We start from the raw sequence: 25,071 nt of genomic DNA, 5'->3' as shown, positions 1-25,071 counted from the left end.
ACAGAATACGCAACTTGGAGGCGCGCAAATGGATATTATCCTCACCCCGTTTTCATGGCTGCTGAAGATCTTCTATGAGTTCAGCGGCAGCTACGGCCTGGCGCTGATCTTATTCACGCTGGTGGTTAAGGTGGTGCTGTTTCCCCTGTCCCTGAAGGGCAAGCGCAGCATGATCCAGATGAACATGCTTCAGGGCCAGATGCAGAAGCTGCAGAAGCAGTACGGCAAGGACAGGGAGCGCTATAATCAGGAGGTCCAGAATCTCTACGCCAAGGAGAAGGTCAACCCCATGGGCGGCTGCCTGTGGTCCTTCATCCCCCTGATTATCCTGATGGTCCTCTACCCCATCATCCGTCAGCCCATCCACTACATGATGGGCGTCACCGACTCCGGTGTGCTCAACACCATCGCCCAGACCGTGGACTGGAGCAACCAGGCCATGAATATGGGCTGGATCAAGCAGGCTGCCGAGAGCTTTGCCGACACCGGCTACAATCAGCTCTACCTGGCCTCCCTCATTACCCCCGAAAATCTGGACGCCGTCCGCACCGCCGTGGGCGAGGCGGGCAAGCAGATCTTCTCCATCAACTTTGACTTTTTGGGCATCGTGGACCTGTCCCAGGTGCCTCAGCTGAAGTTCTGGACGGTGGAGCAGGGCGGCTTTACCCTGTTCCTGCTGCCCGTGATCTCCGCCGCCCTCAGCGTGGTGTTCTCCCTGATCTCCATGAAGACCAACGCGGTGAACCAGCAGAGCAGCCAGAGCAACTCCACCATGAAGTCCATGATGATCGTCTCCCCCCTGATCTCCCTGTGGATCGGCTTTGCCATGCCGGCGGCCCTCTGTATTTACTGGATCGCCAACAGCCTGCTGTCCATGCTCCAGGAGTTCATCTGCGGCAAGCTGCTGAAGAAGGACTATGAGAAGGCGGCGGCCATGCAGGCCGAGCGGGAGCGCCTGGAGAAGGAAGAGGAGAAGGAAGAGCGCCGCCGCAAGGCGGAAGAGCGGGCCCGCCGCATCGAGGAAGAGAAGAAGAACAAGGGCAAGAAGAAGAAGAGCGAGAAGAAGGCCGTTGACGAGGACAAGATCCCCGGCTCGGTGAAGGAAATGAGCCGTGTGGGTATGCGCCAGTATGCCCGCGGCCGGGCCTACGACCCCTACCGCTACAGCGAGGACGGTCCCACCGTCTACCCCGGCGAGGCGCCTATTTTCAACAAAAAGCCCGCCGCTGAGCCGGAGCAGGCTCCGGAGGAGGAGATCCCTGCCGTAGAGGCTCCCGCGGAGGAGCATGTCTCTGTGGAGAGCGCCCCCGTGGAGGAAGCTCCTGCGGAGGAGACCGCCCAGCCCGACGCCTCCGCTGAGGAGGAAACCAAGGAATAACGGCTTTGCCGTGACGCATAAGGAGAGATACCCACTATGCTGAAATGGATCGAAAGCACCGGCAAAAGCGAGGAGGCCGCTGTCGAGGCCGCCCTGCAGCAGCTGGGCATGGATCGGGACGAGGTGTCCGTGGAGATCCTGGAGCGGGCCAAGTCCGGATTTTTGGGCATCGGCAGCTGTCCGGCCAAGGTGAAGGTCAGCTACGAGGCCCCTGATGAGGAGCCGGAGGAGAAGGTTGTCCCCACTCCCGCCCCTGTTGTGGAAAAACCCGCGGCTCCCGCCCCCAGGGCGGAGAAGGCCGAGCCCGCCCCTGCGGCTCCCGCCGCTTCCGCTCCCAGAACCCCCGCCGGTCCCGAGGACCGGACGGCGGCCATTGAGGGCTTCCTCACCGGCCTGCTGGAGCACATGGGAGCCCAGGCCAAGCCGGAGATCAAGGTGGACGAAAACGGCACCTACCAGGTGGAACTGGTGGGCCAGGACCTGGGCGGCCTCATCGGCCGCCGGGGCGAGACCCTGGACGCCATCCAGCAGCTCACCGGCTACGCCGTGAACCACGGCCAGTCCAAGCGGGTCCGCATCCATGTGGACGCCGAGGGCTACCGGGCCAAGCGGGAGGAATCCCTCATCCGTCTGGCCCACAAGGTGGCGGGCAAGGTGGTCAAGTACCGCCGCAACGTAACCCTGGAGCCCATGAACGCCTATGAGCGGCACGTGATCCACACCGCCCTCCAGGACACCCCAGACGTGACCACCTACTCCATCGGCACCGAGCCCAACCGCCGCACGGTGGTGGCTTACAGCCGGGGCGAACACCGGTAAAAAAAAGAAGAAGCGGCCCGTTCCGAATTGATTCGGGACAGGCCGCTTTTTTACAAATGAGGGAGATAACATGGAACGGACCGACGCCAATTACCAAAAGTACGTCAAAATTCTGGAGGAGGAGCTGCTCCCCGCCATGGGCTGCACCGAGCCCATTGCCGTGGCCTACTGCGGGGCAGTGGCCCGGAAGGCCCTGGGTACCCTCCCCGACCGGGTGGAAGTGGCGGCCAGCGGCAACATCATCAAGAACGTGAAGAGCGTGGTGGTGCCCAACACCGGCCACCGCCGTGGCATTCCCGCCGCCGTGGCCGCTGGCATCGTGGTCGGAGATCCGGACCGGCAGCTGGAGGTGATCTCCCAGGTCACCCCCGCCCAGCAGGACCAGATCGGAGCCTTTCTGGAGCGGACGCCGGTGGAGGTAAGTCTGGCGGAGTCTCCCCTGATCTTCGATATCGTTGTCACCCTCCGCAGCGGGGATTGTTGGGCCAGGGCCCGCATCGCCAATTTCCACACCAACGTGGTTCTGGTGGAAAAAGACGGGAAGGTGCTGCTGCACAAGGCTGTGGAAAGCGAGGAGGAGGGCGGCCTTACCGACCGGAGCTGTCTGACGGTGGCAGGCATCCTGGACTTTGCCGACACCGTGGACCTGGCCGACGTGTCCCCCCTGCTGAACCGGCAGATCTCCTGCAACATGACCATTGCGGAGGAGGGCCTGAAGGGGGACTACGGAGCCAACATCGGCTCGGTGCTCCTGGCCTCCCACCCGGAGGTGCTCTCCGCCGACGGCCCCTCCGCCGTGCGGCTGCGGGCCCGCGCCATGGCCGCCGCCGGCAGCGACGCCCGCATGAACGGCTGCGAGCTGCCGGTGATCATCAACTCGGGCAGCGGCAACCAGGGCATCACCGCCTCGGTGCCCGTCATCGTCTATGCCCGTGCCCTGGGGACAAGTCAGGAGAAGCTGTACCGGGCCCTGGTGCTCTCCAACCTGCTGGCCATCCATCAGAAATCCACCATCGGCCGGCTGTCGGCCTACTGCGGGGCCATCAACGCCGGCGCCGCCGCCGGCTGCGGCATCGCCTACCTGGAGGGCGGCGGCCTGGACGCCGTCTCCCACACCCTGGTGAACGCCCTGGCCATCTCCTCCGGCGTCATCTGCGACGGGGCCAAGGCCTCCTGCGCCGGCAAGATCGCCCTGGCGGTAGACAGCGGCATTCTGGGCTGGGAGATGTACCGGCAGGGCCAGCAGTTCCTGGGCGGCGACGGCATCGTGAAAAAGGGCGTGGAAAACATGATCGCCAGCGTGGGCCGCCTGGGCCGGGAGGGCATGCGGGAGACCGACAAGGAGATCCTCCACATCATGGTGGATAAGTGGGTCAACGAGGACTGACCGCTTTTTCTTGCCTGCCCCGAAATAATTTGGTATACTGACCCTGTAATATGGGCTGGACCGGAGGAAGGAGAGGATCCGGATGCGGAAAATTCGCTGTGCCGACTGCGGCAAGAGCTACGACTATGATGTGGACGATTTCTGCCCCCGCTGCGGCAGCTTCAACCCGCCGCCGGACAGCGGCGCCACCCGCCTGGAGCAGGAGCTGCTCTCCCGGTTCCAGCGGCCCGGCTCCGTCGGGCCGTCTGCCGGAAAATCCGCCGGCAAGACGACCGCCCGGACGGTAAACTATCACCCCACCTACGGCAGCGGCCCCGACCTGAAGAAGGGGAAAACCCACTCCGCCCGCATCAACGACTGCGGCGCCTGTGAACCCAGAAAGAAGAGCGGCGTCAAGGGCCTGGTGATCCTGGTGGTGGTGCTGGCCGTCCTGTTCATCGGGGTGCCCCTGATAGAGGCGGTGGCGGAGCAGATCTTTGACGCTGTCTATTCCTTTACCGATTCCTTTGGCAGTGTGGAAGAGGTACCTGCCCGGGAGGATATCGTGGCCGACCTGCCCGAGGGCTGGTATGAGAGCTACGACACCTTTACCCTCTCCAGCGGCCAGCAGGTCTCGGTGGGCGACGCCTGGGAACCCTGGCTGCCTGACAGCTTTATGGATCAGCATCCGGGTACCCGCTGTGTGGCGGTGGCCCTGTGGGTGCTGGGAGAGCCCGGGGACAGCTACATCCCTGTAGGACTGATGACGGAGGACGGCACCATCTGTCTGCCGGAGGAATTGCCGCCCGATGTTGAGGAGGAGTGCGGTCTGGAAAGCCTCTCCCTGGCCGACGGCACGGCGGACGAGGAACTGTTCGGCTACAGCTTCTACTTCCTGCCGGAGAACGCGGCGGATCAGGAGCTGACGGCCGTGGTGATGGACGAGGAGAACGTGTATGTCTCCATCGGTGTGGAATAGGAGGAATGGATCTGCTGCGGGATAATGTGACCCTTATCGGCATGCCCGGCTCCGGCAAGAGCACCGTGGGGGTGCTGCTGGCCAAGGCCCTGGGCTATGGATTTATCGATACCGACCTGGTGCTCCAGCGGCGGGAGGGTGCCCTTTTGCAGGACATCCTGGACTGCCGGGGCGTGGAGTACTTTCTGGACGCGGAGGAGGCCGCCGTCAGGGAGCTGGACTGTACCCGGTCGGTGATCGCCCCCGGGGGCAGCGTGGTGTGCCGCCCCGGCGGCATGGCCCGGCTGAAGGAGCTGGGTCCGGTGGTGTACCTCCACGTGCCCCTCAGCGAGCTGGAACGGCGGGTGGACAACATCACCACCCGGGGCATCGCCATGGCCCCCGGCCAGACCCTGGCCGACGTATACGCCCAGCGGGAGCCGCTGTACCGGCAGTACGCCGATGCCACGGTGGAGGTGCGCCCCGGCGCCGGTCTGGAGGAGACAGTGGCGGCGGTGCTGGCCTCTTGTAATTTCTGAAATCCGTGGTATACTAATACTTGACAGTATAACGATACGCACGCTGCCCGCTGGCTCTCCGGCGGGCTTCGTCGTGTTTATCCCTGCCCCCGCGCGGCAGGTCATTTTTTCCACTGCCCCCGGCGCGGAAGGGGCGGTATACAGGAAAGGAACGAACCCAAATGACATTCCAGGAACTCGGCCTGAATCCGCCCATCCTGAAGGCGCTGGCCGAACAGGGGTATGAGCACCCCTCCCCCATTCAGGAAAAGGCCATTCCCCCCGCTCTGGCGGGGCGGGACGTGCTGGGCTGCGCCCAGACCGGCACCGGCAAGACCTGTGCCTTTGCGGCCCCCATTCTCCAGCGGCTGGCGGCCGTACCAGCCGCCGACCGGCCCATCCGGGCCCTGATCCTCACCCCCACCCGGGAGCTGGCCCTCCAGATCCAGGAGAGCTTCACCGCCTACGGCAGGTATCTCCCCCTCCGCTCCGCCGTCATCTTCGGCGGGGTGGGCCAGAATCCCCAGGTGGAGCAGCTGAAGAAGGGCGTGGACATCCTGGTGGCCACCCCCGGCCGCCTGGGCGACCTGTACAACCAGAAATTCGTGGACCTGAAGAAGCTGGAGATCTTCGTGCTGGACGAGGCCGACCGGATGCTGGACATGGGCTTCATCCATGACGTGCGCCGGATCCTGGGCTGGCTGCCCAGGAAGAAGCAGACCCTCTTCTTCTCTGCCACCATGCCCCCCGAGGTGCAGGGACTGGTGGATTCCCTGCTGGTCAACCCGGTAAAGGTGGCGGTGGACCCGGTGTCCTCCCCGGTGGAGGTCATCGACCAGAAGCTGTACTATGTGGACCGGGGCAACAAGACCAAGCTGCTGGCCTCCCTGATCCAGCAGCCCGGGGTGAAAAACGCCCTGGTATTCACCCGCACCAAGCACGGCGCCAACAAGGTGGCGGGGGATCTGGTGAAGGCGGGCATCACCGCCGCCGCCATCCACGGCAACAAGAGCCAGACCGCCCGGCAGCAGGCCCTGGCCGACTTCAAGAGCGGCGCGGTCAAGGCCCTGGTGGCCACCGATATCGCCGCCCGGGGCCTGGACATCGAGGAGCTCTCCCACGTGTTCAACTACAACCTGCCCGACGTACCTGAGACCTACGTCCACCGCATCGGCCGTACCGGCCGGGCGGGCCACGGCGGCACCGCCATCTCCTTCTGCGACATCAACGAGAAGGAGGAGCTGAAGGGCATCCAGAAGCTGCTGGGCAAAGAGATCCCGGTGGTGGCCGATCACCCCTGGCCCATGGAGGTGCTGGAGCCCCTACCCAAGGACAAGAAGGGCCGGGTAGTGAATCCCGAGGACGCCGAAGCCCGGGCCGCCGCCAAGGAAAAGCGCCGTCAGCGGGACGCGGCCAACAAGGCCGCCGCCCAGGCCAAAAAAGAGGCCAAGGCCGCGCAGAAGACGGAGATTTCCACACCGGCTCCCGCTCCGGTGGAAAAAGTCCAGCCGGAGAAGAAGAAGCCCAGACGGGGCGTGCGCAACAGCAAGACCCTGGAGCAGGCCCCCACCGCCACCGCGCCCAGCCGTCCCGCCGCCCCCGAGCCGGCATTTACCGACTTCCAGAAGCCGGACCCTCTGGCCAGCGACGTGATCATGGACGCCACCGCCCGGCTGCTGGCTCCCCGGCGGCCCGCCCATACCCCCCGTCCGGCGGCGGAGCCCCTGGCCCAGGAGCTGGCTCTTGTACACCTCTCTCAGCCCCCGTGGCGCGCTCNGGAAAGGCGCCGCACCAAGAGACATTGTGTCAGAGCAGGCCTATGAAATCCAGCGGCTTCGTATGGAGAATAAGCTGCTGCGGGATTTTCTGTGCTTCACAGGAAGGAAGTGAGGGCAAGGGTAAAATACCATGTCATATATCGTCACAGAACCGAGCATCCAGTGGCAGTCATGTGTAAATTTTTTGGAGTATCCAGAAGCGGCTACTACGCCTTTGTCCATCGCCTGGGCAGACCAGAAAAGGATGCCACTCTTGCGGAAATGCTTGCACGGCAGCGGGAACGCACCTTGCGTACCTACGGGTACCGGCGGATGTGGATATGGCTGAAAAGTCAGAATATTTTCTGTAATCCCAAAACTGTGCTGCGAATTATGAAAAAGTACGATCTGCTGTCTGAAATCCGCCGCCGCAGGAAATGGCAGCAAATGGGGCAGCAGGTTCACAGGTACAAAAATCTGCTCAACCGGCAGTTTTATGCGGACAAGCCCAACAGCAAATGGGTAACGGATATCTCCTATATCCACACCAACCAGGGCGTACTGTACCTGTCCATGATCCGGGACCTCTATGACAATAGCATTGTAGCTTACAAAACCGGGACAGAACAAACTGTGAATCTGGTTTTGGACACGATTCGTCTGGCCATGAAGCGAGAGAAAAAGAGGGTCGCTGCAGAGCTGCAACTCCACAGCGACCAGGGTGCTCAGTACGCCTCACAAGCATATTTTGAGCTGACTCAAACATACGGCATTACGCCGTCTATGTCAAGATACGGAAACCCTTATGACAATGCCATGGCAGAGAATTTTTTCTCTATCCTCAAAACAGAATGTATTTACCGACACAAACCTGCCTCTTTCTCTGAGGCTAACGAGATGATTGACCGTTACATCCATTTTTACAACCATGAGCGCATCCAGTTGAAAACTGGAGAGGCGCCGCTTGCGCGACGCCTCTCCTCCTAAAACTTCATATTTCCTACCAGGGCTCTTTTTTGTACTGTCCGCACAATCTGGGGCAGTTCAAGAACTGCGCCGGGGGCTTTCCGCGTCTACGCCTCCAGACCCAGCAGCACCTGCCCCGCCGCCCGGGCAAAGAGCCGGGCACCGGCCAGGGCCTCCTGGAGGGTATTGCCGTGGGTGCCCACCTCCACCAGCAGGGAGCCGGAGCACAGCTGCTGGTTGTACCGGGAGGACCGGAGGGTCATGGGCCGGGCCAGGGTGGGGTACAGGGTGTTCATGCCGTTCTGGATCTTGCAGGCCAGGGTGAGGTTCTCCATCCAGTTGGGGTGCTCTCCCCCCTCGCTGGAGCCCAGCACCAGCATCACCTGGGCGGTGGAGGTGCCGTCCACGGTGGTCACCGCCTTGTACACCGTGCCGTCCTCCCCGATGAGGGCGTCCCGGTGGACGTCCAGCACGATGCGGATGGTGGGATACTGCTCCAGATAGGCCTCCACCGCCGCCGCCGACCGGTCGTAGGCCCCGTTGTACTGGGGATAGTCGTACAGGGTCTCGTCGTGGATCACCCCCAGGCCCATTTCGGTAAAGACCTGCTCCATCTCGTCCCCCACCCGCACCATGTTGTAGTTGGTGTCCAGGGTGCGGGTGTTGTTGTCCGAAGGGGTATACACGTCGGTGCCGTCGGGGGTGTAGGCTTCGGTGCCGTGGGTGTGGACAATGAGGATCTGGGGTCCCTCCTCAGGCAGGGTGATGGGCACCGCCGCCGAGGCCGCCGCCGCCAGATCCACGTCCAGATCGGTGCGGTTGTAGAGGTACAGCCCCCCCGCCACGTCATAGCCCTCCGGACTGGTGGGCACCAGGGTGCGGGCCACGATGTCCGACGGCGCGGCGGTGGTGACCGGCGGCGGGGTGATGTCATCCAGATCCCGGGCGGGCTGACCGGCGGGGAGATCCAGCGCCTCCGCTTCCTCCGCCTCCTCCCCTTCCGACGGATTGGCCAGCAGCAGAGGGGACTGCCCCACCGCCAGCCGTCCCCAGCCGTCCAGCGCCGCCAGGGGCCCCTCCCCCGGGTCCAGACCCAGCTCCGCCTCCAGGGCTGCCGCCACAAAGCCCGGGTCCTCCCCCAGCTCCCGCAGGGCGCTGGCCGCCCCCGCCCCAGTGCACAGGGGGAGCACCCACACCGCCAGCGTGGCCAGGAACAGGGCTGCCGCCCGGCGCAGCAGCCGCCCCCACAGGATCTTTCCCTTCATGTCGCATCATCCTTTGTAGTTTGATAGTTATATCTATGCGCCGCCGGGAGAGGATATGAGCCTGTCCTCCCTATTTTCACAGAGCGGAAATAGTTTGATATTCAAAATACCTTGACATTTCGGGCGGGCATAGTATAATGCTTAACAGCATAAGGAGGGAGCGCCGTGGAGCAGGGCAGAGAAACGCTCAACCGGTTTTTAACGGATTTGTTCGACCGCTTCCAGCATGCGGAGGCGGCGTTTTTTTCCGGGGCGGACCTGTCGCCCCAGGAGGCCAAGCTGCTGGAGACCGTCTGTCAGGCGGTGGACGACGGCCTGGACAACCGCTCCACCGCTATCGCCGCAGCCCGGCAGGTCACTGCCGGTACCCTGACCTCGGCGGCCAAGGTACTGGAGAAAAAGGGGTATCTGACCCGCCGCCGGGACGAGCGTGACCGGCGGGTGGTGCGGTTGACCCCCACCGAGCTGGGCCGGAAGGCCAGCGAGGGATATGCCGCCTTCCGCAAGAAAGTAGCCGAAAGCGCCGTAGCCTGTCTCACCGAGGACGAGGCGGCGGCATTTGCCCGGGCGGTGGATAAGCTGTCCCAGGTTTTGTACCGGAGTGTTGAGGAAAAAACAAAGATGGAGGGATACATATGAGCAGAATTGCCATCGCTACCGATAGCAACAGCGGCATTACCCAGGCCCAGGGCAAGGAGCTGGGGATTTTTGTGCTGCCCATGCCGTTTTATATCAACGACGAGCTGTTTCTGGAGGATATCACCCTGAGCCAGGAGCAGTTCTATCAGCGCCTGGCGGAGGACGCCGACGTAAAGACCACCCAGCCCGCCCCCGGCGACGTGATCGAGCTGTGGGATAAGATTCTGAAGGACTACGACCAGATCGTGTACATCCCCATGTCCAGCGGCCTGAGCTCCTCCTGGGAGACTGCCGAGATGCTGTCCCAGGACTACGAGGGCAAGGTCTTTGTGGTGAACAATCAGCGCATTTCCGTGACGCAGCGGCAGTCCGTGCTGGACGCCAAGGCTCTGGCGGAAGCCGGCATGGGCGCGGCCGAGATCAAGGCGCTGCTGGAGCAGACCAAGTTTGAATCGGATATCTACATCACGGTGGATACCCTGAAGTATCTGAAAAAGGGCGGCCGGTGCACCCCGGCGGCGGCGGCCATCGGCACGGTGCTGGGCCTGAAGCCGGTGCTGCGCATTCAGGGAGAGAAGCTGGACTCCTTCGCCAAGGCCCGTGGCTGGAAGGCGGCCAAAAAGACCATGCTGGACGCCATCCACAAGACCATGGACACCCAGTTTGCCGGCCTGTCCGGCCCGGAGAAGCTCCACATCGCCGCCGCCTTTACCGGCAAGCGGGAGGACGCCCGGGAGTGGCTGGAGGAGCTGGAGCACGAATTCCCCGGCTATCCCATCCACATGGACCCCCTGTCCCTGTCGGTGGCCTGCCACATCGGCCCCGGCGCCCTGGCGGTGACCATCACCAAGGCTTTGAAAATCTGAATCAGAGAAAAACGCCGGCCGGCCGTTCCTTTTGGAACGGCCGGCCGGTGGTGTTTTATGGGAAAATCCGCTTACTCCTGGGGGCCAGCGGTGTGATGCATGGACATGGGCTTCACATTGAAGTTGGAGCGGTACTCGGTCTCGTGCCAGAAGATGTCCTCGGCCACTAGGCACTCGGGGTTGAGCTCCACCCCGTCCAGGATGATCTCCTTGAACTTCTTGTAGCCGGCCCGGTCGATCAGGTGGCCGCCGTGGAGGTACTCGGGCTTGTAGTCCATGACCCAGGCGGAAAACTTCTGCCAGTTCTTCAGCACGCCCAGGATCACGTCCTCGGTGGCCCAGTTCAGGAACATCTTGCCGGTGCGGGGGGTCTGACGGCCGGTGCGGCCGCCCAGGATGACCCGGTAGAACTTGGTCTCCTGGCGGGTCCAGGCGGAGGTGGGGCACACCCGCACGCACTCGCCGCAGCCCACGCAGCAGCAGGGGTCCTTCTCCACCTTGCCGATGGCGGTGTTGGCGGACAGCACCCGGGTGGCGCCGTGCTCGCAGGCCCGGACACAGGCGCCGCAGGCAATGCACCGCTCGGGGTGGTAGGTCATCCGGGCCACGCCGATGATGCCGAAGTCGCACAGGTGGGCCTTGTTGCAGTCGTTGGGGCAGCCGGCGATGTTGATCTTGATGTGATAGTGGCTGGGGAAGATGATGGGCTCGATCTTCCGGGCCAGCTCAAAGGTATTGCAGTTGCCGCAGATGCAGTGGTAGTTGCCCACGCAGGCGGTGATGTTCCGGGCGCCGATGGTGGGATAGCCCGCCTTGGGGTCCCAGGGCTGGGGCTCGTGGGCCACGGTGTCCATGTCCACGCCGCACAGCTCGGCGTCCACTTCCTTGATGTACTGCTCCAGGTACTCGTTCACCGCGGGGATGTTCTCGTACTTGATGCCGGTGATGTCGAAGGTCTGGCGGGTGCCGAAGTGGAAATTGCCGTCGCCCCAGGTGTTGGCGATGTGCTCCACATAGCTGAGGTACTTGGCGTCCACCATGCCGCCGGGGACGCGCATCTGGAGCATGAACTCACCGGGGACCTTGGACTGCCGGAAGCAGTTCAGACGCATCTTTTTGACGTTGATATCGTGATTCATCCTTCACCCACTCCTCTCTCAGTCCACCAGGTCACGGGCCACGGTGTAGGGGAACACGGGGCCGTCCAGGCATACGTACACCTCGTCGATGCGGCAGTGGCCGCACTTGCCTACGGCGCAGGACATCTTGCGCTCGAAGCTCATCCACACCTTGTCGGCGTCCACGCCGTTCTTCATCAGCTCCAGGCCGGTGAACTTCATCATGGGCGGGGGACCCACCACCACAACGGCGTAGTTGCCGTCGAAGGAATCGAAGGGGATCTCCTTCACGAAGGTGGTGACCAGGCCGGTGCGCCAGCCCTCCTTGGCGTCGTTGTCCAGGGCATAGATGGTGGAGAACTTGTCCTTCCAGGCCTCCAGCTCGCTGTGGAAGACGATGCCCTCCTCATTCTTGAAGCCGGAGATCAGGTGGACGGACTTGACATAGCCGGGGTCGTCCGCCAGCATGTTCAGCATAGAGCGGACGGGAGCCAGGCCGGTGCCGCCGGTGATGACCACCAGGTGCTTGCCCTTGAACTGCTCCACGGGCCAGCCCTTGCCGTAGGGGCCCCGGAGGAAGAGGGTGTCGCCGGCCTGCTTCTGGAAGATCACGTTGGTGACCTTACCTACGGAGCGGATGGTGAACTCCAGCCAGCCGTCCCCCTGGGCGGACACGGAGATGGGAGCCTCGCCGATCATGGGAATGGACAGCTGCATGAACTGGCCGTGGGCGGGCTTGGCGTCGGTGGCCACACGGAAGGTCCACTCGTGGACGCTCTCTTTCTTGACACTCAGGATGGTACAGGCCTGAGGCTGCACGGGATTCATCATAGCTTCTGCCCTCCCTTACTGATTGGCCATGGAAGCCTTGATCTCTTCCACGGCGGCGTTGACCTTGTTGACGGTGGCGGTGATGGAGATGAACTCCGGGCAGCGGTGGGTGCACCGGCCGCAGCCCACACACATGTGCTGCTCGCCGAAGCGGGCCTTGTAGTCGTGGAACTTGTGGAGCACCTTGTAGCGCATCCGGTCCCCGGCGGTGGAGCGGAACTCCTTCTGCCCCGCCATCTGGTCGAACCCGGCGATCTGGCAGGAGGCGGTGACCCGGCGGCGCTCGCCCACCTCGGGGTTGTCGCCGTAGATTACGTCCCGGGTGGTGAAGCAGGTGCAGGTGGAGCAGGCCACGGTGCAGGCGCCGCAGGAGATGCAGCGGCTGTTGAATTCCTTCCACATGGGGTGGCTCTTCAGGGCCAGACGGACCGCCTTGTCGTCCAGGTCGGGGATGGTGACCTTCAGCTCGTTCTCCTCCACAAAGGCGGGGGTGTAGTCGGCCTGAGCCATGCCCTCAAAGTAGCGGGCGAAGGAATCGTCGGTGACCTGCACCTGCACGCCGTCCGCGGAGAACTTCAGGGCCAGGGAGTAGTCGTCGGTCCTGTTGGTGCCCATGGAGACGCAGAAGCAGGTGTCGTCCCCGCCGTTGCACTCCATCATGGCGAACTTCACCAGGTCCCGGACCCGCTTGTAGTACAGGTCCTCATAGCCGCCGTTGCCGGCGTAGATCTTGGCCTGGATGTGCTGGGCGTTGATGTCGCAGGGGCGGGCCAGGATGAGGATGGGCTTCTCCTTGGCCTTGCTGGCCCGGTACTCATCCTCGGTGAAGTAGAAAATGGCCTGCTGGATGGGGGTGATGACCTCCTTGGCGGGGTAGTCAGACTTCACGTCCCACACGATGTCGGCAAAGCGGTCCACCTCGGCGTATTTCACCACGTCAGTGTCGGAATAGCGGCCCTGCTTGGGAAAGCGCTTGGGGGCGAACACCCGGTAGTCCTGTTTCAGTGCGCTCAGCACGGTGTCCGCCTGAGCGGCGGTGAGGGAGAAACCCATGCTCCGTACCTCCTTAAATAATTTAGATTCTGTTAATAAAATAACATTGTCCCTCCCCAAAAGAAAACTTTTATTTTGTTATGCTTCCATAATCTTTTCTAATGAGAGAAGCAAAAAAGGCCGCAGTCCGCCCGGATAGGCAGATTGCGGCCAAAATCGTTGCTTTTTTCGAAAAAAGTGATTTATTTCCCGGATAATTCCTTGAAAACCTGTCGGAATTCCTCCTCAAACACGCTGTCCTTCCGCCACAGGAAGGTGAACTCGTGGGAGACCTGAAAATCGGCCAGTTCCACCTGGACCATGGAGCCGTCGGCCAGCTCCCGCTCCACTGCCTTGCGGTAGAGGAAGGTGATGCCGCAGCCCCCTTTTACCAGCTCCTTGATGACGAACAGATCGCTGATCTCAGTGATGTGGCGGAAGTCGGAGAGGTGGTGGTTCATCCCCTCCAGGGCCTTCACCAGCACGTCCCGGGTGCCCGACCCGTCGTTGCGGAGGATCAGGTCGTGGGAGAACAGGTCGCCCAGGTGGAGGGGGCCCTCCGGCAGGGCATAGCCGGGGCCCCGGACGCAGATGTAGGGCTCGTGGGACCAGAGGATGTAGTCGTACTCGCTCTTGTGGAAGTAGCCCTCCACCACGGCAAAGTCCAGCTCCCCCTGGTTGAGCCGCAGCAGCAGGCTTTTGGTATCCTCCACCACCATATGGACGTCGGTAGCGGGGTGGTTTTTCATATAGTCGGCCAGCCGCTCCGGCAGCAGGTACTCCCCGATGGTCAGGGTGGCCCCGAACCGGATGGACCGCTTGCCCGTTTTCAGATCCAGCATGTCCCGCTTCAGCTTTTCCTCGTCGTGGCGCATGGTGAGGGCGGCACTGCGCAGCAGCTCTCCCTCCCGGGTGAGGGTGAGCTGCTTGTTGTGGTAGACGAACAGCCGTGCCCCATAGTAATTCTGGAGATACTGGATGTGTTGGGTCACCGCGGGCTGGGTGATGTTCAGGTTCTCCGCCGCCCGGGTGTAGTTTCTGCACCGGCACACCTCCAGAAAGGTGTCCATCCGAAAGTCCAGCACAGGCCTCCCCCCTTCCCTTTGTCCCCTATTATACTCCGTTTTCCCCGGGCGGGAAAGGGGAATCTCCGGGGGCTTTTCCGCATATACATGCCCCGTGAGAAACATTGCGGGGAGTGTTGCTGTGTGAAAGGGAACATCGAGGAGCGCGCCTGCCGGCTGGCGCTTTACATTATAGAAAACAAAGCGACGGTGCGCGGTGCGGCCAAGAAGTTCGGCGTCAGCAAATCCACGGTGCACAAGGACCTGAGCGAGCGGCTGCCCGCCTTCAACCGCACCCTCTACCTCCAGGTCAAGCAGGTGATGGACGAGAACAAGGCCGAGCGGCACATCCGGGGGGGCATCGCCACCAGAAACAAATACCGCGGCGGGGCATAAGCCCCGCCGCGGCCGTTTTCTGCTTCATACGCTCCGCCTCAGCCCAGCAGCACCCCGAAAGCGGTCAGGGCGGTAAAGCCCACCACCGCCGCCGAGGCGCACAGGTCCGCCAGAATCCAGGGAGACAGGGCACGTCTGGGGGCGGGCGCCTCTTCCGGCTCAGGCTCCTCCGCCGCAAAGACCTCCTCCGGCTCCAGGGCCCGGCGGTAGGCCTCAAAGTCCAGCACCTTCCCCTCCGCCGGGGCAGGGGCGGCCTTTTTGGGCAGCACGACGCAACGTACTCCTTCCCCGCCGGATACCTTCCGGTCCCCGTCCACGGTGATGCGGGTGGCGTTCAGACGATAATAAATGGTCTCCATGGCGATCCCTCCTGCTCATCTTTCCTTTGATAAGCATATTGTCCCACGTCTGCTGTCCCATAAAACGGACCACAGGTCCCTTTATCCACATAGACGGCGGAAACAGTGGAAAAGTTCCGGCTGTTCATCAGAACTTATGTTCGAGTAAAGTATACAACATATGTTCGAGTTTTGCAAGAGGGAGTTTTTGACCAAAAGACCTTTCTGTTGGACAAAGGGCCGGGCCTGTCAGAGACAGGCCCGGCCCTTTTCGGAATCAGAGAACAGCTTTTGGCGGCTCCAGCCATTTGCCGAAGCGGTAGTAGATCAGCAGAGCGAGGGAGGTGACGGCCCAGGTGATGGGATAGCTGGCCTCCACCATCTCGATGGTGTGGTGGACGGGCACCACGGTGAACAGCCACAGCAGCCGCAGGCCGCACACGCCGAACACGGTAATGAGGGTGGGCACCAGGGACTTGCCCGCGCCCCGGATGGCGCCGGAGGTCAGCTCGATGAGGATGTAGGTGATATAGCTGGGGGCCAGGAAACGGACCATGGACACCCCGATCTCCAGCACGTCGTGGTCGGGGGTAAAAATGGTGAGGATGGGCCGGGCAAAGAGCACCATGATGGCGCTGATGGACAGGGTGATGATGGCGCTCATCCCCACCGATACCTTCACCCCTTTTTTCAGCCGGTCGTACTTGCCGGCGCCGTAATTCTGCCCGGCAAAGGTGGTTACCGACTGGGACATGGCGGTAATGGTCATCCAGAAGACCACGTCCATTTTGCCGTAGGCGGTCCAGGCGGCCACGGCGTCGGTGCCGAAGGAGTTGATGGCGGCCTGGATAAAGAGGTTGGAGGAGCTGTACATCACCGACTGGAGGGCGGTAGGCACCCCCACCTGGAGGATGGCCCGAAGGGGCTGGGGGTGGATGGTGAGGGATCTGGGGAAGAGCTGGAAGGGGGCCCCCTCCGCCCGGGTGAGGGAGAGGACCACCAGCACGGCGGACAGGATCTGGGAGATCACCGTGGCGATGGCCACGCCCAGCACCCCCAGCTGGAACACCACCACCAGCAGCAGGTCCAGCACGATATTGCACAGGGAGGCGGCCATGAGGAAGTACAGGGGCCGGCGGGAATCTCCCACCGCCCGCAGCACGGCGGTGCCCATGTTGTACACCAGGTTGGGGATCATGCCCAGGAAGTAGACCTGCAGGTAGAGAATGGCGCCGGGCAGGGCGTCCTCGGTGGTGTTGAGGGCCCGCAGGGCCCAGGGGGTGATGAGGAAGCCCACCACCATAAAGAAGGCGCCCATGAGGATGGACAGCAGCATGGCGGTGTGGACGCTCTTGTGGACCTCGTCCCCCATCCGGGCGCCGTAGCGCTGGGCGATGACCACCACCGCCCCGGCGGCCAGGCCGGTGAAAAGTCCCACGGTCAGGTTGACGATGACGCCGGTGGAGCCCACCGCCGCCAGGGCGGTCTTGCCCACGAACCGGCCCACCACCACCGTATCCACCGTGTTGTAGAGCTGTTGAAAAAAAGTGCCGAACCACAGGGGGAAGAAGAACGCCAGCAGTTGCTTCCAGATCACGCCCTGGGTGATGTCGCCGGTCTGACCCAGCCGCAGCATGGGGATCCCTCCTGAACAGAAAAATGGTGCGGCGCCCAGAAGGACCCCGCACCAAGATTCTACACGGTTTTATGGGGAAAGGCAAGAGAAATGGACGATTTCTCCTCCAGGCTCTTGTCGGCGAAGCACATCCGCTTCAGCCCCAGGATGGGGGCCGCGCCGGACAGGGTGGTGCCGAAGAACACAACCTCCTTGTCCAGCTCCAGATAGTCCACAATGGTGCCGTTGCACAGGGTGCTGCCGGTACACAGCACCAGGTCGGCCCAGTCCACCGCCCCCTGCCGGTCCGCTTTTCCGTCCAGCACCGGGCAGCCGTCCTTGGTCCTGCCGATATTCTCCGGATTCAGATCCAGCACCTTCAGGGGAAACCGCTGGGACAGGGCTCCGATCAGGGCGGGCTGGAAGCCCACCAGGGCGATCCTGGGATTCCCGTAGGTCTCCCCCACCCAGTCCGCCATGTGGCGGGCGCAGAACTCCGGGCCGCCGTCCCTGCAGTGGACGGTGTTGTCCGCCCGGCCCAGGTGGGCCATCACCGCGTTGAGGACGGCCACGAACAGCCCCCGGCTGTGGGGGTCCTCCTCCGGGTCCAGCGCCAGCACCTCCCGCAGGCTGCCGTGGAAGGCCACGGGGGCGTCGGTAAAGGCCTGGCCTTTGGCGCCCCGGAAGTCGGCCATCAGCATGACCTCCTTGCCGGAGAGGATGGGGTAGTCGGTGCGGCCGGGGTGACCGATGGCCTCCGCCGGGGTCAGCCCCCGGGCGCTGACGGTCACTGCCCCGTCCAGCCCCTCCTCCGCCAGGGCGGCGGTGAGGGCGGCGCGCAGGGTGCCGTAAATTTGTGCAGCAGTCATGACAGATCTCCTCCCAGTTTCTCCGCCAGACGGCTGATCCCCTGGACCGCCAGGGAGAGCAGAAGCAGCAGCAGCGCCGCCGCCAGGGCCATGCCGTTGTCGCCGGTGGAGATATTCAGATAGATGCTGCCGGGCAGGGTCTCGGTCTTGAGCCGGGTGACCCCCACCAGCATCAGGGTGGCCCCGAACTCCCCGATGCCCCGGCTCCAGGCCAGCAGGGCGGCGGAGAGCAGGGCGGGGCGGCACAGGGGCAGGGTGATGTACCGAAAGGCCTGGAACCGGGTGGCCCCCAGGGTCTGGGCGGTGAGGGGCAGCTCCGGGTCGATCTGGCCGAAGGCCTGGGCGGCCAGGTGGATGACGAAGGGCAGGTTGATGAGCAGGTGGACCGCCACAATGCCCTTGGGGTCGAACACCAGCCGCAGCCCCAGCTCCTTCAGCAGCTTGCCCCCCGGCGAGGAAAACAGGGTGAGCAGGCACAGGCCCAGCACCAGGTAGGGCAGGGACAGGGGGAGCTCCAGCAGGGCCCCCATCCACCGCCGGCCGGGCAGTCTGGTGCAGGCGAGCATATAGGCGCAGGGGATGCCGATGAGGACGCACAGGGCGGTGGACAGGGTGGTGGTCCACAGGCTCAGACCCATGGCGAAGCGGATCTCCCCGTCGGCCAGGGCCCGGCCCAGGTTGGGCATGCCTCCTGCAGCCACGCCCCACAGACTGGCGGCCACATAGAGCAGCACCGCCAGCAGCAGGACCAGAAAGGCCCGCTCAAAGGGCTTGAGCCTGTACTTACGCCGCCAGCTCATAGCCGTAGCTGGTCCAGATGTCCCACGCCGTCTGGCTGTTCAGGAAACCGGAAAAGGCATCGGCGGCCAGGGCGTCGGCGGAGCAAGTCAGCCGGGCGGCGGGGATGGTCCTGACATAGGCCTCCATCCCGGCGCAGTCCACGATCTCCCCCTGGTCGGCGTTCACGTTCTCCTTCCACACGATGACCGCGTCGCACTCGTCGGCGGCCAGGGCAGTGGTCATGGCGGGGGCGGTGGCGGTGGTGGACAGGATGTCCACCGTGTCGGAGATGCCGAAGTCGGCAAACACCTGCACGGCGATCTTGCCGATGGGGGTGGCCTCCGGATCGCCGATGACCACCCGCACCCCATCGCCGGCCAGGTCGGCGGGGCCGGTGATGTTCAGGGGGTTGCCCTTCTGCACCGCGATCACCGGGATGTGGCGCACCAGGGAGGTGGAGGACTCCACCAGCCCGGCCACCGGCTTGACCTCCTGCTCGGAGCCGGCGATGAAGAAGTCGCCCTCCTGGGCGGTGTTGATCTGGGTCTGGATCTGGGCGGCGTTGGCGTAGGTCACCTCCACCGTGCAGCCGGTCTCGTCCTGGAAGGTCTGGGCAATCTCGGTAAAGGGGTCCTTCATTCCCGCCCCGCAGAAGATCAGCAGGGTGTGGCCGGTCAGATCGGCGTCCGCCGCGGCGGGGGTGGTCTCCGCCGGGGCGGCGGGGGAGCAGCCCGCCAGCAGAGCCAGAGCCAGGACCAGGGAGCCGAACAGCGACAGATATCTTTTCATGACAAACACCTCCAAGGTTTGCCATGAGTATACCAGAACGGCCCTACTTCGTATGTTGTCCGGACAACTTTTCCGGGAAAAGGGTGAATTGATTTTTGCGGAAGGCCAGTACCCCCTCCCCCTCCAGCTCCTTCAGGGTGTGGGACAGGACGGAGCGGTTGAGGCAGAGGTAGTTGGCCATGGCCTCCCGGTCGAAGGGGATGGAGAAGCTGGTGCTCCCCACCCGACCGGCCTGGGCGGTCAGATACTTCAGAATCCGCTGCCGGGCACTTTTCACGGAAAGCGCGTCGATTTTGTAATATTTCTTCATGTTCTGGTTGCCCACGAAGGCCAGCAGGTTGCCCAGCAGGGCCAGCCGCAGCTCCGGGGGCAGGGCGGGGTCGTCCAGCCTGTCCCGGGGGACGGACCAGGTGGCGCAGCGCTCCAGGGCGTAGACGGTGTAGGGACAGGTGCGCTTGGGGGTGCAGGCCGCCTCCCCCGCCACCAGAAAGCCGGGGCGGAGCTGCTGGTAGAGAAACTCGCTGCCGTCGGCGTCCAGCCGGGCGGCCCGCATGGTGCCGGAGAGCAGCACCTCCAGCCGGTCCACCCGGTTCCCCTCCGCCACCACCTCCGCCTGGGCGGGGTAGTCGGACCAGGCGCCCTCCAGCAGGGGGACCACCTCCGCCGGGTCCAGCCCCCGAAAGAGAATGCAGGTTTTCAAGATGTCCAGCGGCTCCACGGGCGCCACCTCCCTTGACCGAAGGATAGCACGGCCCCGGCTTTTTTGCAACGGCGGGCGGGACGGAGGGCCGCAAAAAAACGGCCGCCCGCAGGCGGCCGTTTTTTCTGTTATCCGGCGGCTTGGGCCGGTTTTCCGGTATAGAGCTGATAGTACTTGCCCTTTTTCTCCATCAGCTGGTCGTGGGTGCCCCGCTCGATGATGCGGCCCTGCTCCATGACCATGATGCAGTCGGAGTTGCGGACGGTGGACAGCCGGTGGGCGATGACGAAGGTGGTCCGCCCGGTCATCAGGGCGTCCATGCCGTCCTGCACCAGCTTTTCCGTCCGGGTGTCGATGGAGGAGGTGGCCTCGTCCAGGATGAGGGCGGGCGGGTCGGCCACGGCGGCCCGGGCGATGGCGATGAGCTGCCGCTGGCCCTGGGACAGGTTGGCGCCGTCGCCGGTGAGCATGGTGTTGTATCCGTCGGGCAGGCGGCGGATGAAGCCGTCGGCGTTGGCCAGCTGGGCGGCGGCGATGCACTCCTCGTCGGTGGCATCCAGGTTGCCGTAGCGGATGTTGTCCATCACCGTGCCGGTGAACAGGTGGGTCTCCTGGAGGACGATGCCCAGAGACCGGCGGAGGTCGGCCTTCCTGATCTTGTTGATGTTGATGCCGTCGTAGCGGATCTTGCCGTCGGCGATGTCGTAAAAGCGGTTGATCAGGTTGGTGATGGTGGTCTTGCCGGCGCCGGTGGCTCCCACGAAGGCGATCTTCTGGCCCGGATGGGCGTACAGGCTGATGTCGTGGAGCACCATTTTGCCGGGCTCATAGCCGAAGTCCACATGGTCCAGCACCACGCCGCCCTCCAGCTTGGTATAGGTAATGGTGCCGTCGGCCTTGTGGGGGTGCCGCCAGGCCCACACATTGGTGCGCTCCTTGCTCTCGGTGAGCTGGCCGTCCGCGCCCTCCTTGGCGTTGACCAGCTCCACATAGCCCTCGTCGGACTCGGGTTGCTGGTCCATCAGCTCAAAGACACGCTGGGCGCCGGCGGCGGCGGTGACCACGAAGTTGACCTGCTGGCTCACCTGGGTGATGGGCTGGGTGAAGCTCTTGTTCAGACCCACGAAGGTGATGACCGTGCCCAGGGTCACCCCAGCCAGGCCGTTGATGCCCAGCACGGCGCCCACGATGGCCATGACGGCGTAGCTGAGCCAGCCGATGTTGTTGTTGATGGGCATGAGCAGATTGGCGTAGCGGTTGGCCTTGTCGGTGCTCTGGCGCAGGGCCTCGTTCACCTTGGCAAAATCCGCCTTGGCGGCCTCCTCGTGGCAGAACACCTTGACCACCTTCTGGCCGTCCAGCATCTCCTCGATGAAGCCGTCCACCGTGCCCAGGTCCTGCTGCTGCCGGACGTAGTACTTGCCGGACAGCCGGGAAAAGCTCTTGGTGACCAGCAGCATCACCACGGCGGTGAGCACCGAGATGACCGTGAGGGTGGGGTTGAGGAGCAGCATGGTCACCAGGGTGGCAACCATGGTGATCACCGAGTTGATGATCTGGGGAATGCTCTGGCTGAGCAGCTGCCGCAGGGTGTCGATATCGTTGGTGTACACCGACATGATGTCGCCGTGGGCGTGGGTGTCGAAGTACTGGATGGGCAGGGACTCCATATTGCGGAACAGGTCGTTGCGCAGCCTGCGCATGGTGCCCTGGCTGACGTTGACCATAATGCGGTTGTAGGCGAAGGCGGCCACGATGCCCACCGCCATCAGGCAGGCCAGCTTCACCATGTCGGCGGCCAGGCCGCTGAAGTCCCGGGAGCCGCTGTTCACCATGGGTACGATGTAGTCGTCCACCAGGGTCTGGGGGAAGGTGGCAGCCACCACGGTGGCCACGGCGGAAAGCAGGATGCACACCACCACCAGCGCGAACAGGGGTCCGTAGGAGCGGAGCATATAGCGCAGCACCCGGCTGAGCACCTTGCCGGCGCCCGCCTTTTGCTTGGTTTGATTCATGAAAAACAGGCCTCCTTTATGCGGGCTGGTCGAAGTCGCCGCCGCCCTTCACCTGGGAGTCGTAGATCTCCCGGTAGATGGCATTGGTCTTCAGCAGATTTTCGTGGGTGTCAAAGCCGTCGATGCGGCCCTCGTCCAGCACCAGGATGCGGTCGGCGTGCTCCACGCTGGACACACGCTGGGCAATGATGATCTTGGTGGTGCCGGGGATCTGTTTGGCAAAGGCGGCGCGGATCTTGGCGTCGGTGGCGGTGTCCACGGCGGAGGTGGAGTCGTCCAGGATCAGCACCTTGGGGTGCTTCAGCAGGGCACGGGCGATGCACAGCCGCTGCTTCTGGCCGCCGGACACGTTGGCGCCGCCCCGCTCGATGCGGGTGTGGTAGCCGTCGGGGAACCGGTCGATGAATTCATCGGCACAGGCCGCCTGGCAGGCCTGAACACATTCTTCCTCGGTGGCGTCCGGATTGCCCCAGCGCAGGTTGTCCAGAATGGTGCCGGAGAACAGGGTGTTCTTCTGGAGCACCACCGACACCTGGTTGCGCAGGGCCTCCATGTCGTACTGCCGCACGTCCAGGCCGCCCACCCTGACGGAGCCCTCAGTCACGTCGTACAGTCGGCAGATCAGGTTCACCAGGCTGCTCTTGCCCGAGCCGGTGCCGCCGATGACCCCGATGGTCTCGCCGGACTTGATGTGCAGGTCGATGTCGCTGAGGGCGTTTTTCCCGCTGCCCTTCTTGTAGGAGAAGCTGACGTGGTCGAAGTCGATGGAGCCGTCGGCCACTTCGGTGACGGGGTGCTCGGGCTCCTTCAGGTCGGGGGTCTCGCTGAGCACCTCGCTGATCCGGCGGATGCTGGCCATGGACATGGAGATCATGACCACCACCATGGACAGCATCATCAGGCTCATCAGCAGGGACATGATGTAGCTGAACAGGCTGGTCAGATCGCCGGTGGACAGGGTGCCGCCCACGATGAAGTGGGCGCCCAGCCAGGAGGCGGAGATGATGCAGAAGTAGATCGCCAGCATCATGGCCGGGTTGTTGAGGGCCAGCAGGCCCTCCGCCTTGACGAACAGCTTGTACAGGTTGGCGGAGGCCCTGGCGAACTTCTTGTTCTCATGGTCCTCCCGGACGAAAGCCTTTACCACCCGGATGGCGGACACGTTCTCCTGGACGCTGGCGTTCAGGTCATCGTACTTCTGAAAGACCTGGTTGAAGATCTTCAGGGTGACCACCATGATGATCCCCAGCACCACGATGAGGAACACCACCGCGATGAGGAACATCAGGCTCATCCTGGGGCTGATGATCAGGCACATGGCGTAGCTGAACACCAGCATCAGCGGGGCACGCACCGCAATGCGGATGACCATCATAAAGGCGTTCTGCACGTTGGTGATATCGGTGGTCATCCGGGTGACCAGGCCGGGCACGCTGAACTTGTCGATGTTGGAGAAGGAAAAGGTCTGGATGTTGTTGTAGATGGCCTGGCGCAGATTGGCCGACAGGCCGGCGGAGGCGCTGGCGGCGCACTTGCCGGCCATGGCGCCGAAGGCCAGGCCCAGCAGGGCCAGCATCACCATCAGGATGCCGTAGCGGTACACCACAGACAGATTGGCGGCCTCCAGACCCTGGTCGATGATGATGGCGGTGATGAAGGGCATGAGGATCTCCATCAGAACCTCCAGCGCCGCCATGGCGATGCACAGGAAGGTGTCCTTCCGGTACCTTCCCAGCTGATGCAGTACTTGTTTCACTGTTTGGTTGCCTCCCTTTGGGTTGCGGATAGGTTTCGCAGCATTTTCTTTTGCAGGTGGTCCAGCGTGGACAGCTCCTTTGGGGAAAAGTCCCGGTAAAGGGCGTCCTCCATGCTGCGGAGGGACGTCTCCAGGGCGCCCTGGAGCTGCCTGCCCTTTTCGGTGCCGAACAGCAGCCTGCGCCGGTCGTCCTCCAGACAGGGCTCCATCCGCACGTAGCCCTTCTCCCGCAGCCGCTTGACCAGGTGGGAGATGGTGGCCTTGGAGTGCCCCGAGGCCCGGTGAAGCGCCGTGACCGAGGTGCCGCCGTCCGTCTGCCGCAGCACGTAGAGCAGTGCGTGGGCCTGGACGCCCGTAATATCGTTTTCCGCCAGCGCCCGGTTGGAGAGCAGATCCAGCTGAATGCTGATCTGCCGGTTGTCCCGCATCAGCTGCCCCCGATCCAGTGCCATATGGTATCCCCCCTTTTAATTGTGCCGCACACGAATTGTTAGTTACCTTACTTTTTATAGCACCAACCGCCTTGTATGTGAAATTCAAATCTGCTATAATCTATAAATAACTTTTATCAATTTTATGCATTGAACAAATTTGTTCGGGCAGCGGGGAGGCGGATTTGTTGAATACCACACAACTGGAGTGTTTTATGGCGGTGGCGGACTTTTTGAACTTTTCCCGGGCGGCGGAGCACCTGCGGATCACCCAGCCCGCCGTCAGCCACCAGATCAGGACCCTGGAGGACGAGCTGGGGGTGGAGCTGTTCCAGCGCACCAGCAAGAGCGTCCGCCTGACCCAGGAGGGACATCTGTTTCTGCAATATGCCGGGGATATCCTGAAGCTGGCCCGCCAGTCGGCGACCCAGGTGAGGCAGTGCCGCACCAGCCGGCCCGTCAGGCTGGGCATCGGTTGCCGCAGTGCCGCCGACCTGCGGCTCATCCGCCCGGCCCTGGAGCGTCTGCGGCGGGAGGAGCCGGAGGTGCTGCCCCAACTGCGGCTGCTCCCCTTCAGTGCCCTGGACAACCTGCTGGCGGACGGGGACATCGAGGTGATGCTCACCTTTCATGGGGCGGTGCCCCGAAAAAGGGGCTTTCAGGGGGCCGTCTCTTATTCACATCACACGCTGCCGCCGATAACACCTGTTTTTAGATCTCGGTGTGGCCTGCTTCTCACTAAAAATAAACTATCTCATCTCGATCTCCTATCCATTTATATCTCAATACCTCGCCAACTATCTCT

The 25,071-nt window shown here is 63.2% G+C and carries 25 protein-coding genes; 11 read left to right on the top strand and 14 right to left on the bottom strand.

The window, feature by feature from the left end; translation table 11 throughout:
* Positions 1–28: 28 nt before the first annotated feature.
* The 7 genes from E0E41_RS11105 to E0E41_RS11070 all read left to right on the top strand — a co-directional run bounded on the left by E0E41_RS11105 (position 29) and on the right by E0E41_RS11070 (position 7,783).
* Positions 29–1,378: a YidC/Oxa1 family membrane protein insertase gene (locus E0E41_RS11105; RefSeq protein ID WP_130869961.1), complete on the top strand. Its 1,350-nt coding sequence runs from the start codon at positions 29–31 to the stop codon at positions 1,376–1,378.
* Positions 1,379–1,414: 36 nt separating this feature from the next.
* Positions 1,415–2,197, top strand: a complete 783-nt coding sequence (gene jag, locus E0E41_RS11100; protein WP_130869960.1) for an RNA-binding cell elongation regulator Jag/EloR — start codon at positions 1,415–1,417, stop codon at positions 2,195–2,197.
* A gap of 70 nt (positions 2,198–2,267) precedes the next feature.
* The gene (locus tag E0E41_RS11095) at positions 2,268–3,584 is read left to right on the top strand and encodes an L-cysteine desulfidase family protein (protein WP_130869959.1); all 1,317 of its coding nucleotides are present in this window, start codon (positions 2,268–2,270) and stop codon (positions 3,582–3,584) included.
* A gap of 82 nt (positions 3,585–3,666) precedes the next feature.
* On the top strand, positions 3,667–4,542 hold the full coding sequence (locus E0E41_RS11090; RefSeq protein WP_130869958.1) for a hypothetical protein: 876 nt from the start codon (positions 3,667–3,669) through the stop codon (positions 4,540–4,542).
* 5 nt (positions 4,543–4,547) lie between these two features.
* Positions 4,548–5,060 carry a shikimate kinase gene (locus E0E41_RS11085; protein WP_130869957.1) on the top strand — a complete coding sequence of 171 codons (513 nt, stop codon included), beginning with the start codon at positions 4,548–4,550 and terminating at the stop codon, positions 5,058–5,060.
* 161 nt (positions 5,061–5,221) lie between these two features.
* Positions 5,222–6,862: a DEAD/DEAH box helicase gene (locus E0E41_RS11080; protein WP_130869956.1), complete on the top strand. Its 1,641-nt coding sequence runs from the start codon at positions 5,222–5,224 to the stop codon at positions 6,860–6,862.
* Between the two features lie 45 nt (positions 6,863–6,907).
* On the top strand, positions 6,908–7,783 hold the full coding sequence (locus tag E0E41_RS11070) for an IS3 family transposase (protein ID WP_368019916.1): 876 nt from the start codon (positions 6,908–6,910) through the stop codon (positions 7,781–7,783).
* A gap of 86 nt (positions 7,784–7,869) precedes the next feature.
* Here E0E41_RS11070 and spoIIP read toward each other — a convergent pair whose 3' ends face one another.
* Positions 7,870–9,027 (bottom strand): stage II sporulation protein P, encoded by a 1,158-nt coding sequence (gene spoIIP / locus E0E41_RS19145; protein WP_130869954.1) that lies wholly within the window; start codon positions 9,025–9,027, stop codon positions 7,870–7,872.
* Positions 9,028–9,192: 165 nt separating this feature from the next.
* Between spoIIP and E0E41_RS11060 the strand changes: the two genes are divergently transcribed.
* A complete protein-coding gene (locus tag E0E41_RS11060; RefSeq protein ID WP_130869953.1) occupies positions 9,193–9,666 on the top strand; it encodes a MarR family winged helix-turn-helix transcriptional regulator in 474 nt (157 codons plus the stop codon).
* A complete protein-coding gene (locus E0E41_RS11055; RefSeq protein ID WP_130869952.1) occupies positions 9,663–10,532 on the top strand; it encodes a DegV family protein in 870 nt (289 codons plus the stop codon). Before E0E41_RS11060 ends, E0E41_RS11055 begins: the two co-directional genes overlap by 4 nt.
* A gap of 71 nt (positions 10,533–10,603) precedes the next feature.
* On the opposite strand, the gene asrC is transcribed toward E0E41_RS11055, so the two are convergent.
* The 4 genes from asrC to E0E41_RS11035 form a co-directional block, all read right to left on the bottom strand.
* Positions 10,604–11,671 (bottom strand): sulfite reductase subunit C, encoded by a 1,068-nt coding sequence (gene asrC / locus E0E41_RS11050; RefSeq protein ID WP_130869951.1) that lies wholly within the window; start codon positions 11,669–11,671, stop codon positions 10,604–10,606.
* 18 nt (positions 11,672–11,689) lie between these two features.
* The gene (gene asrB / locus E0E41_RS11045; RefSeq protein WP_130869950.1) at positions 11,690–12,481 is read right to left on the bottom strand and encodes an anaerobic sulfite reductase subunit AsrB; all 792 of its coding nucleotides are present in this window, start codon (positions 12,479–12,481) and stop codon (positions 11,690–11,692) included.
* Positions 12,482–12,496: 15 nt separating this feature from the next.
* Positions 12,497–13,534 (bottom strand): anaerobic sulfite reductase subunit AsrA, encoded by a 1,038-nt coding sequence (asrA, locus tag E0E41_RS11040; RefSeq protein WP_130869949.1) that lies wholly within the window; start codon positions 13,532–13,534, stop codon positions 12,497–12,499.
* A 182-nt stretch (positions 13,535–13,716) separates the two neighbouring features.
* Positions 13,717–14,598, bottom strand: a complete 882-nt coding sequence (locus E0E41_RS11035; RefSeq protein ID WP_130869948.1) for a LysR family transcriptional regulator — start codon at positions 14,596–14,598, stop codon at positions 13,717–13,719.
* A gap of 123 nt (positions 14,599–14,721) precedes the next feature.
* On the opposite strand from E0E41_RS11035, the gene spoIIID reads away from it, so the two are divergent.
* On the top strand, positions 14,722–14,973 hold the full coding sequence (spoIIID, locus tag E0E41_RS11030; protein WP_130869947.1) for a sporulation transcriptional regulator SpoIIID: 252 nt from the start codon (positions 14,722–14,724) through the stop codon (positions 14,971–14,973).
* Positions 14,974–15,011: 38 nt separating this feature from the next.
* Here spoIIID and E0E41_RS11025 read toward each other — a convergent pair whose 3' ends face one another.
* From E0E41_RS11025 to E0E41_RS10985, 9 genes are all read right to left on the bottom strand, one after another.
* Positions 15,012–15,332: a hypothetical protein gene (locus tag E0E41_RS11025; RefSeq protein WP_130869946.1), complete on the bottom strand. Its 321-nt coding sequence runs from the start codon at positions 15,330–15,332 to the stop codon at positions 15,012–15,014.
* Positions 15,333–15,588: 256 nt separating this feature from the next.
* Positions 15,589–16,947, bottom strand: a complete 1,359-nt coding sequence (locus E0E41_RS11020) for an MATE family efflux transporter (protein ID WP_368019915.1) — start codon at positions 16,945–16,947, stop codon at positions 15,589–15,591.
* Positions 16,948–17,006: 59 nt separating this feature from the next.
* Positions 17,007–17,795, bottom strand: coding sequence for a Rossmann-like domain-containing protein (locus E0E41_RS11015; protein WP_130869944.1), 789 nt, complete (start codon positions 17,793–17,795; stop codon positions 17,007–17,009).
* On the bottom strand, positions 17,792–18,595 hold the full coding sequence (locus tag E0E41_RS11010) for an ABC transporter permease (protein WP_130869943.1): 804 nt from the start codon (positions 18,593–18,595) through the stop codon (positions 17,792–17,794). The genes E0E41_RS11015 and E0E41_RS11010 overlap by 4 nt, the downstream gene beginning before the upstream one ends.
* A complete protein-coding gene (gene modA / locus E0E41_RS11005) occupies positions 18,579–19,364 on the bottom strand; it encodes a molybdate ABC transporter substrate-binding protein (RefSeq protein ID WP_207303214.1) in 786 nt (261 codons plus the stop codon). Before modA ends, E0E41_RS11010 begins: the two co-directional genes overlap by 17 nt.
* Positions 19,365–19,407: 43 nt before the next feature.
* Positions 19,408–20,082, bottom strand: a complete 675-nt coding sequence (locus tag E0E41_RS18530) for a Crp/Fnr family transcriptional regulator (protein ID WP_165450538.1) — start codon at positions 20,080–20,082, stop codon at positions 19,408–19,410.
* A 110-nt stretch (positions 20,083–20,192) separates the two neighbouring features.
* On the bottom strand, positions 20,193–22,079 hold the full coding sequence (locus E0E41_RS10995; RefSeq protein ID WP_130869940.1) for an ABC transporter ATP-binding protein: 1,887 nt from the start codon (positions 22,077–22,079) through the stop codon (positions 20,193–20,195).
* Between the two features lie 16 nt (positions 22,080–22,095).
* Positions 22,096–23,835: an ABC transporter ATP-binding protein gene (locus E0E41_RS10990; protein WP_130869939.1), complete on the bottom strand. Its 1,740-nt coding sequence runs from the start codon at positions 23,833–23,835 to the stop codon at positions 22,096–22,098.
* On the bottom strand, positions 23,832–24,287 hold the full coding sequence (locus E0E41_RS10985) for a MarR family winged helix-turn-helix transcriptional regulator (RefSeq protein WP_130869938.1): 456 nt from the start codon (positions 24,285–24,287) through the stop codon (positions 23,832–23,834). Before E0E41_RS10985 ends, E0E41_RS10990 begins: the two co-directional genes overlap by 4 nt.
* A 167-nt stretch (positions 24,288–24,454) precedes the next feature.
* Between E0E41_RS10985 and E0E41_RS10980 the strand changes: the two genes are divergently transcribed.
* Positions 24,455–25,071: LysR family transcriptional regulator (locus E0E41_RS10980; protein WP_130870833.1), on the top strand; the 617-nt coding region annotated here is incomplete at its 3' end.

Origin of the sequence: Intestinimonas massiliensis (ex Afouda et al. 2020), from assembly GCF_900626285.1 — a bacterium.
Taxonomy (GTDB): Bacteria; Bacillota; Clostridia; order Oscillospirales; family Oscillospiraceae; genus Flavonifractor; species Flavonifractor massiliensis_A.
Note: the sequence above shows the minus strand (reverse complement) of the source record. Positions and strands in the feature narration are given on the sequence as shown.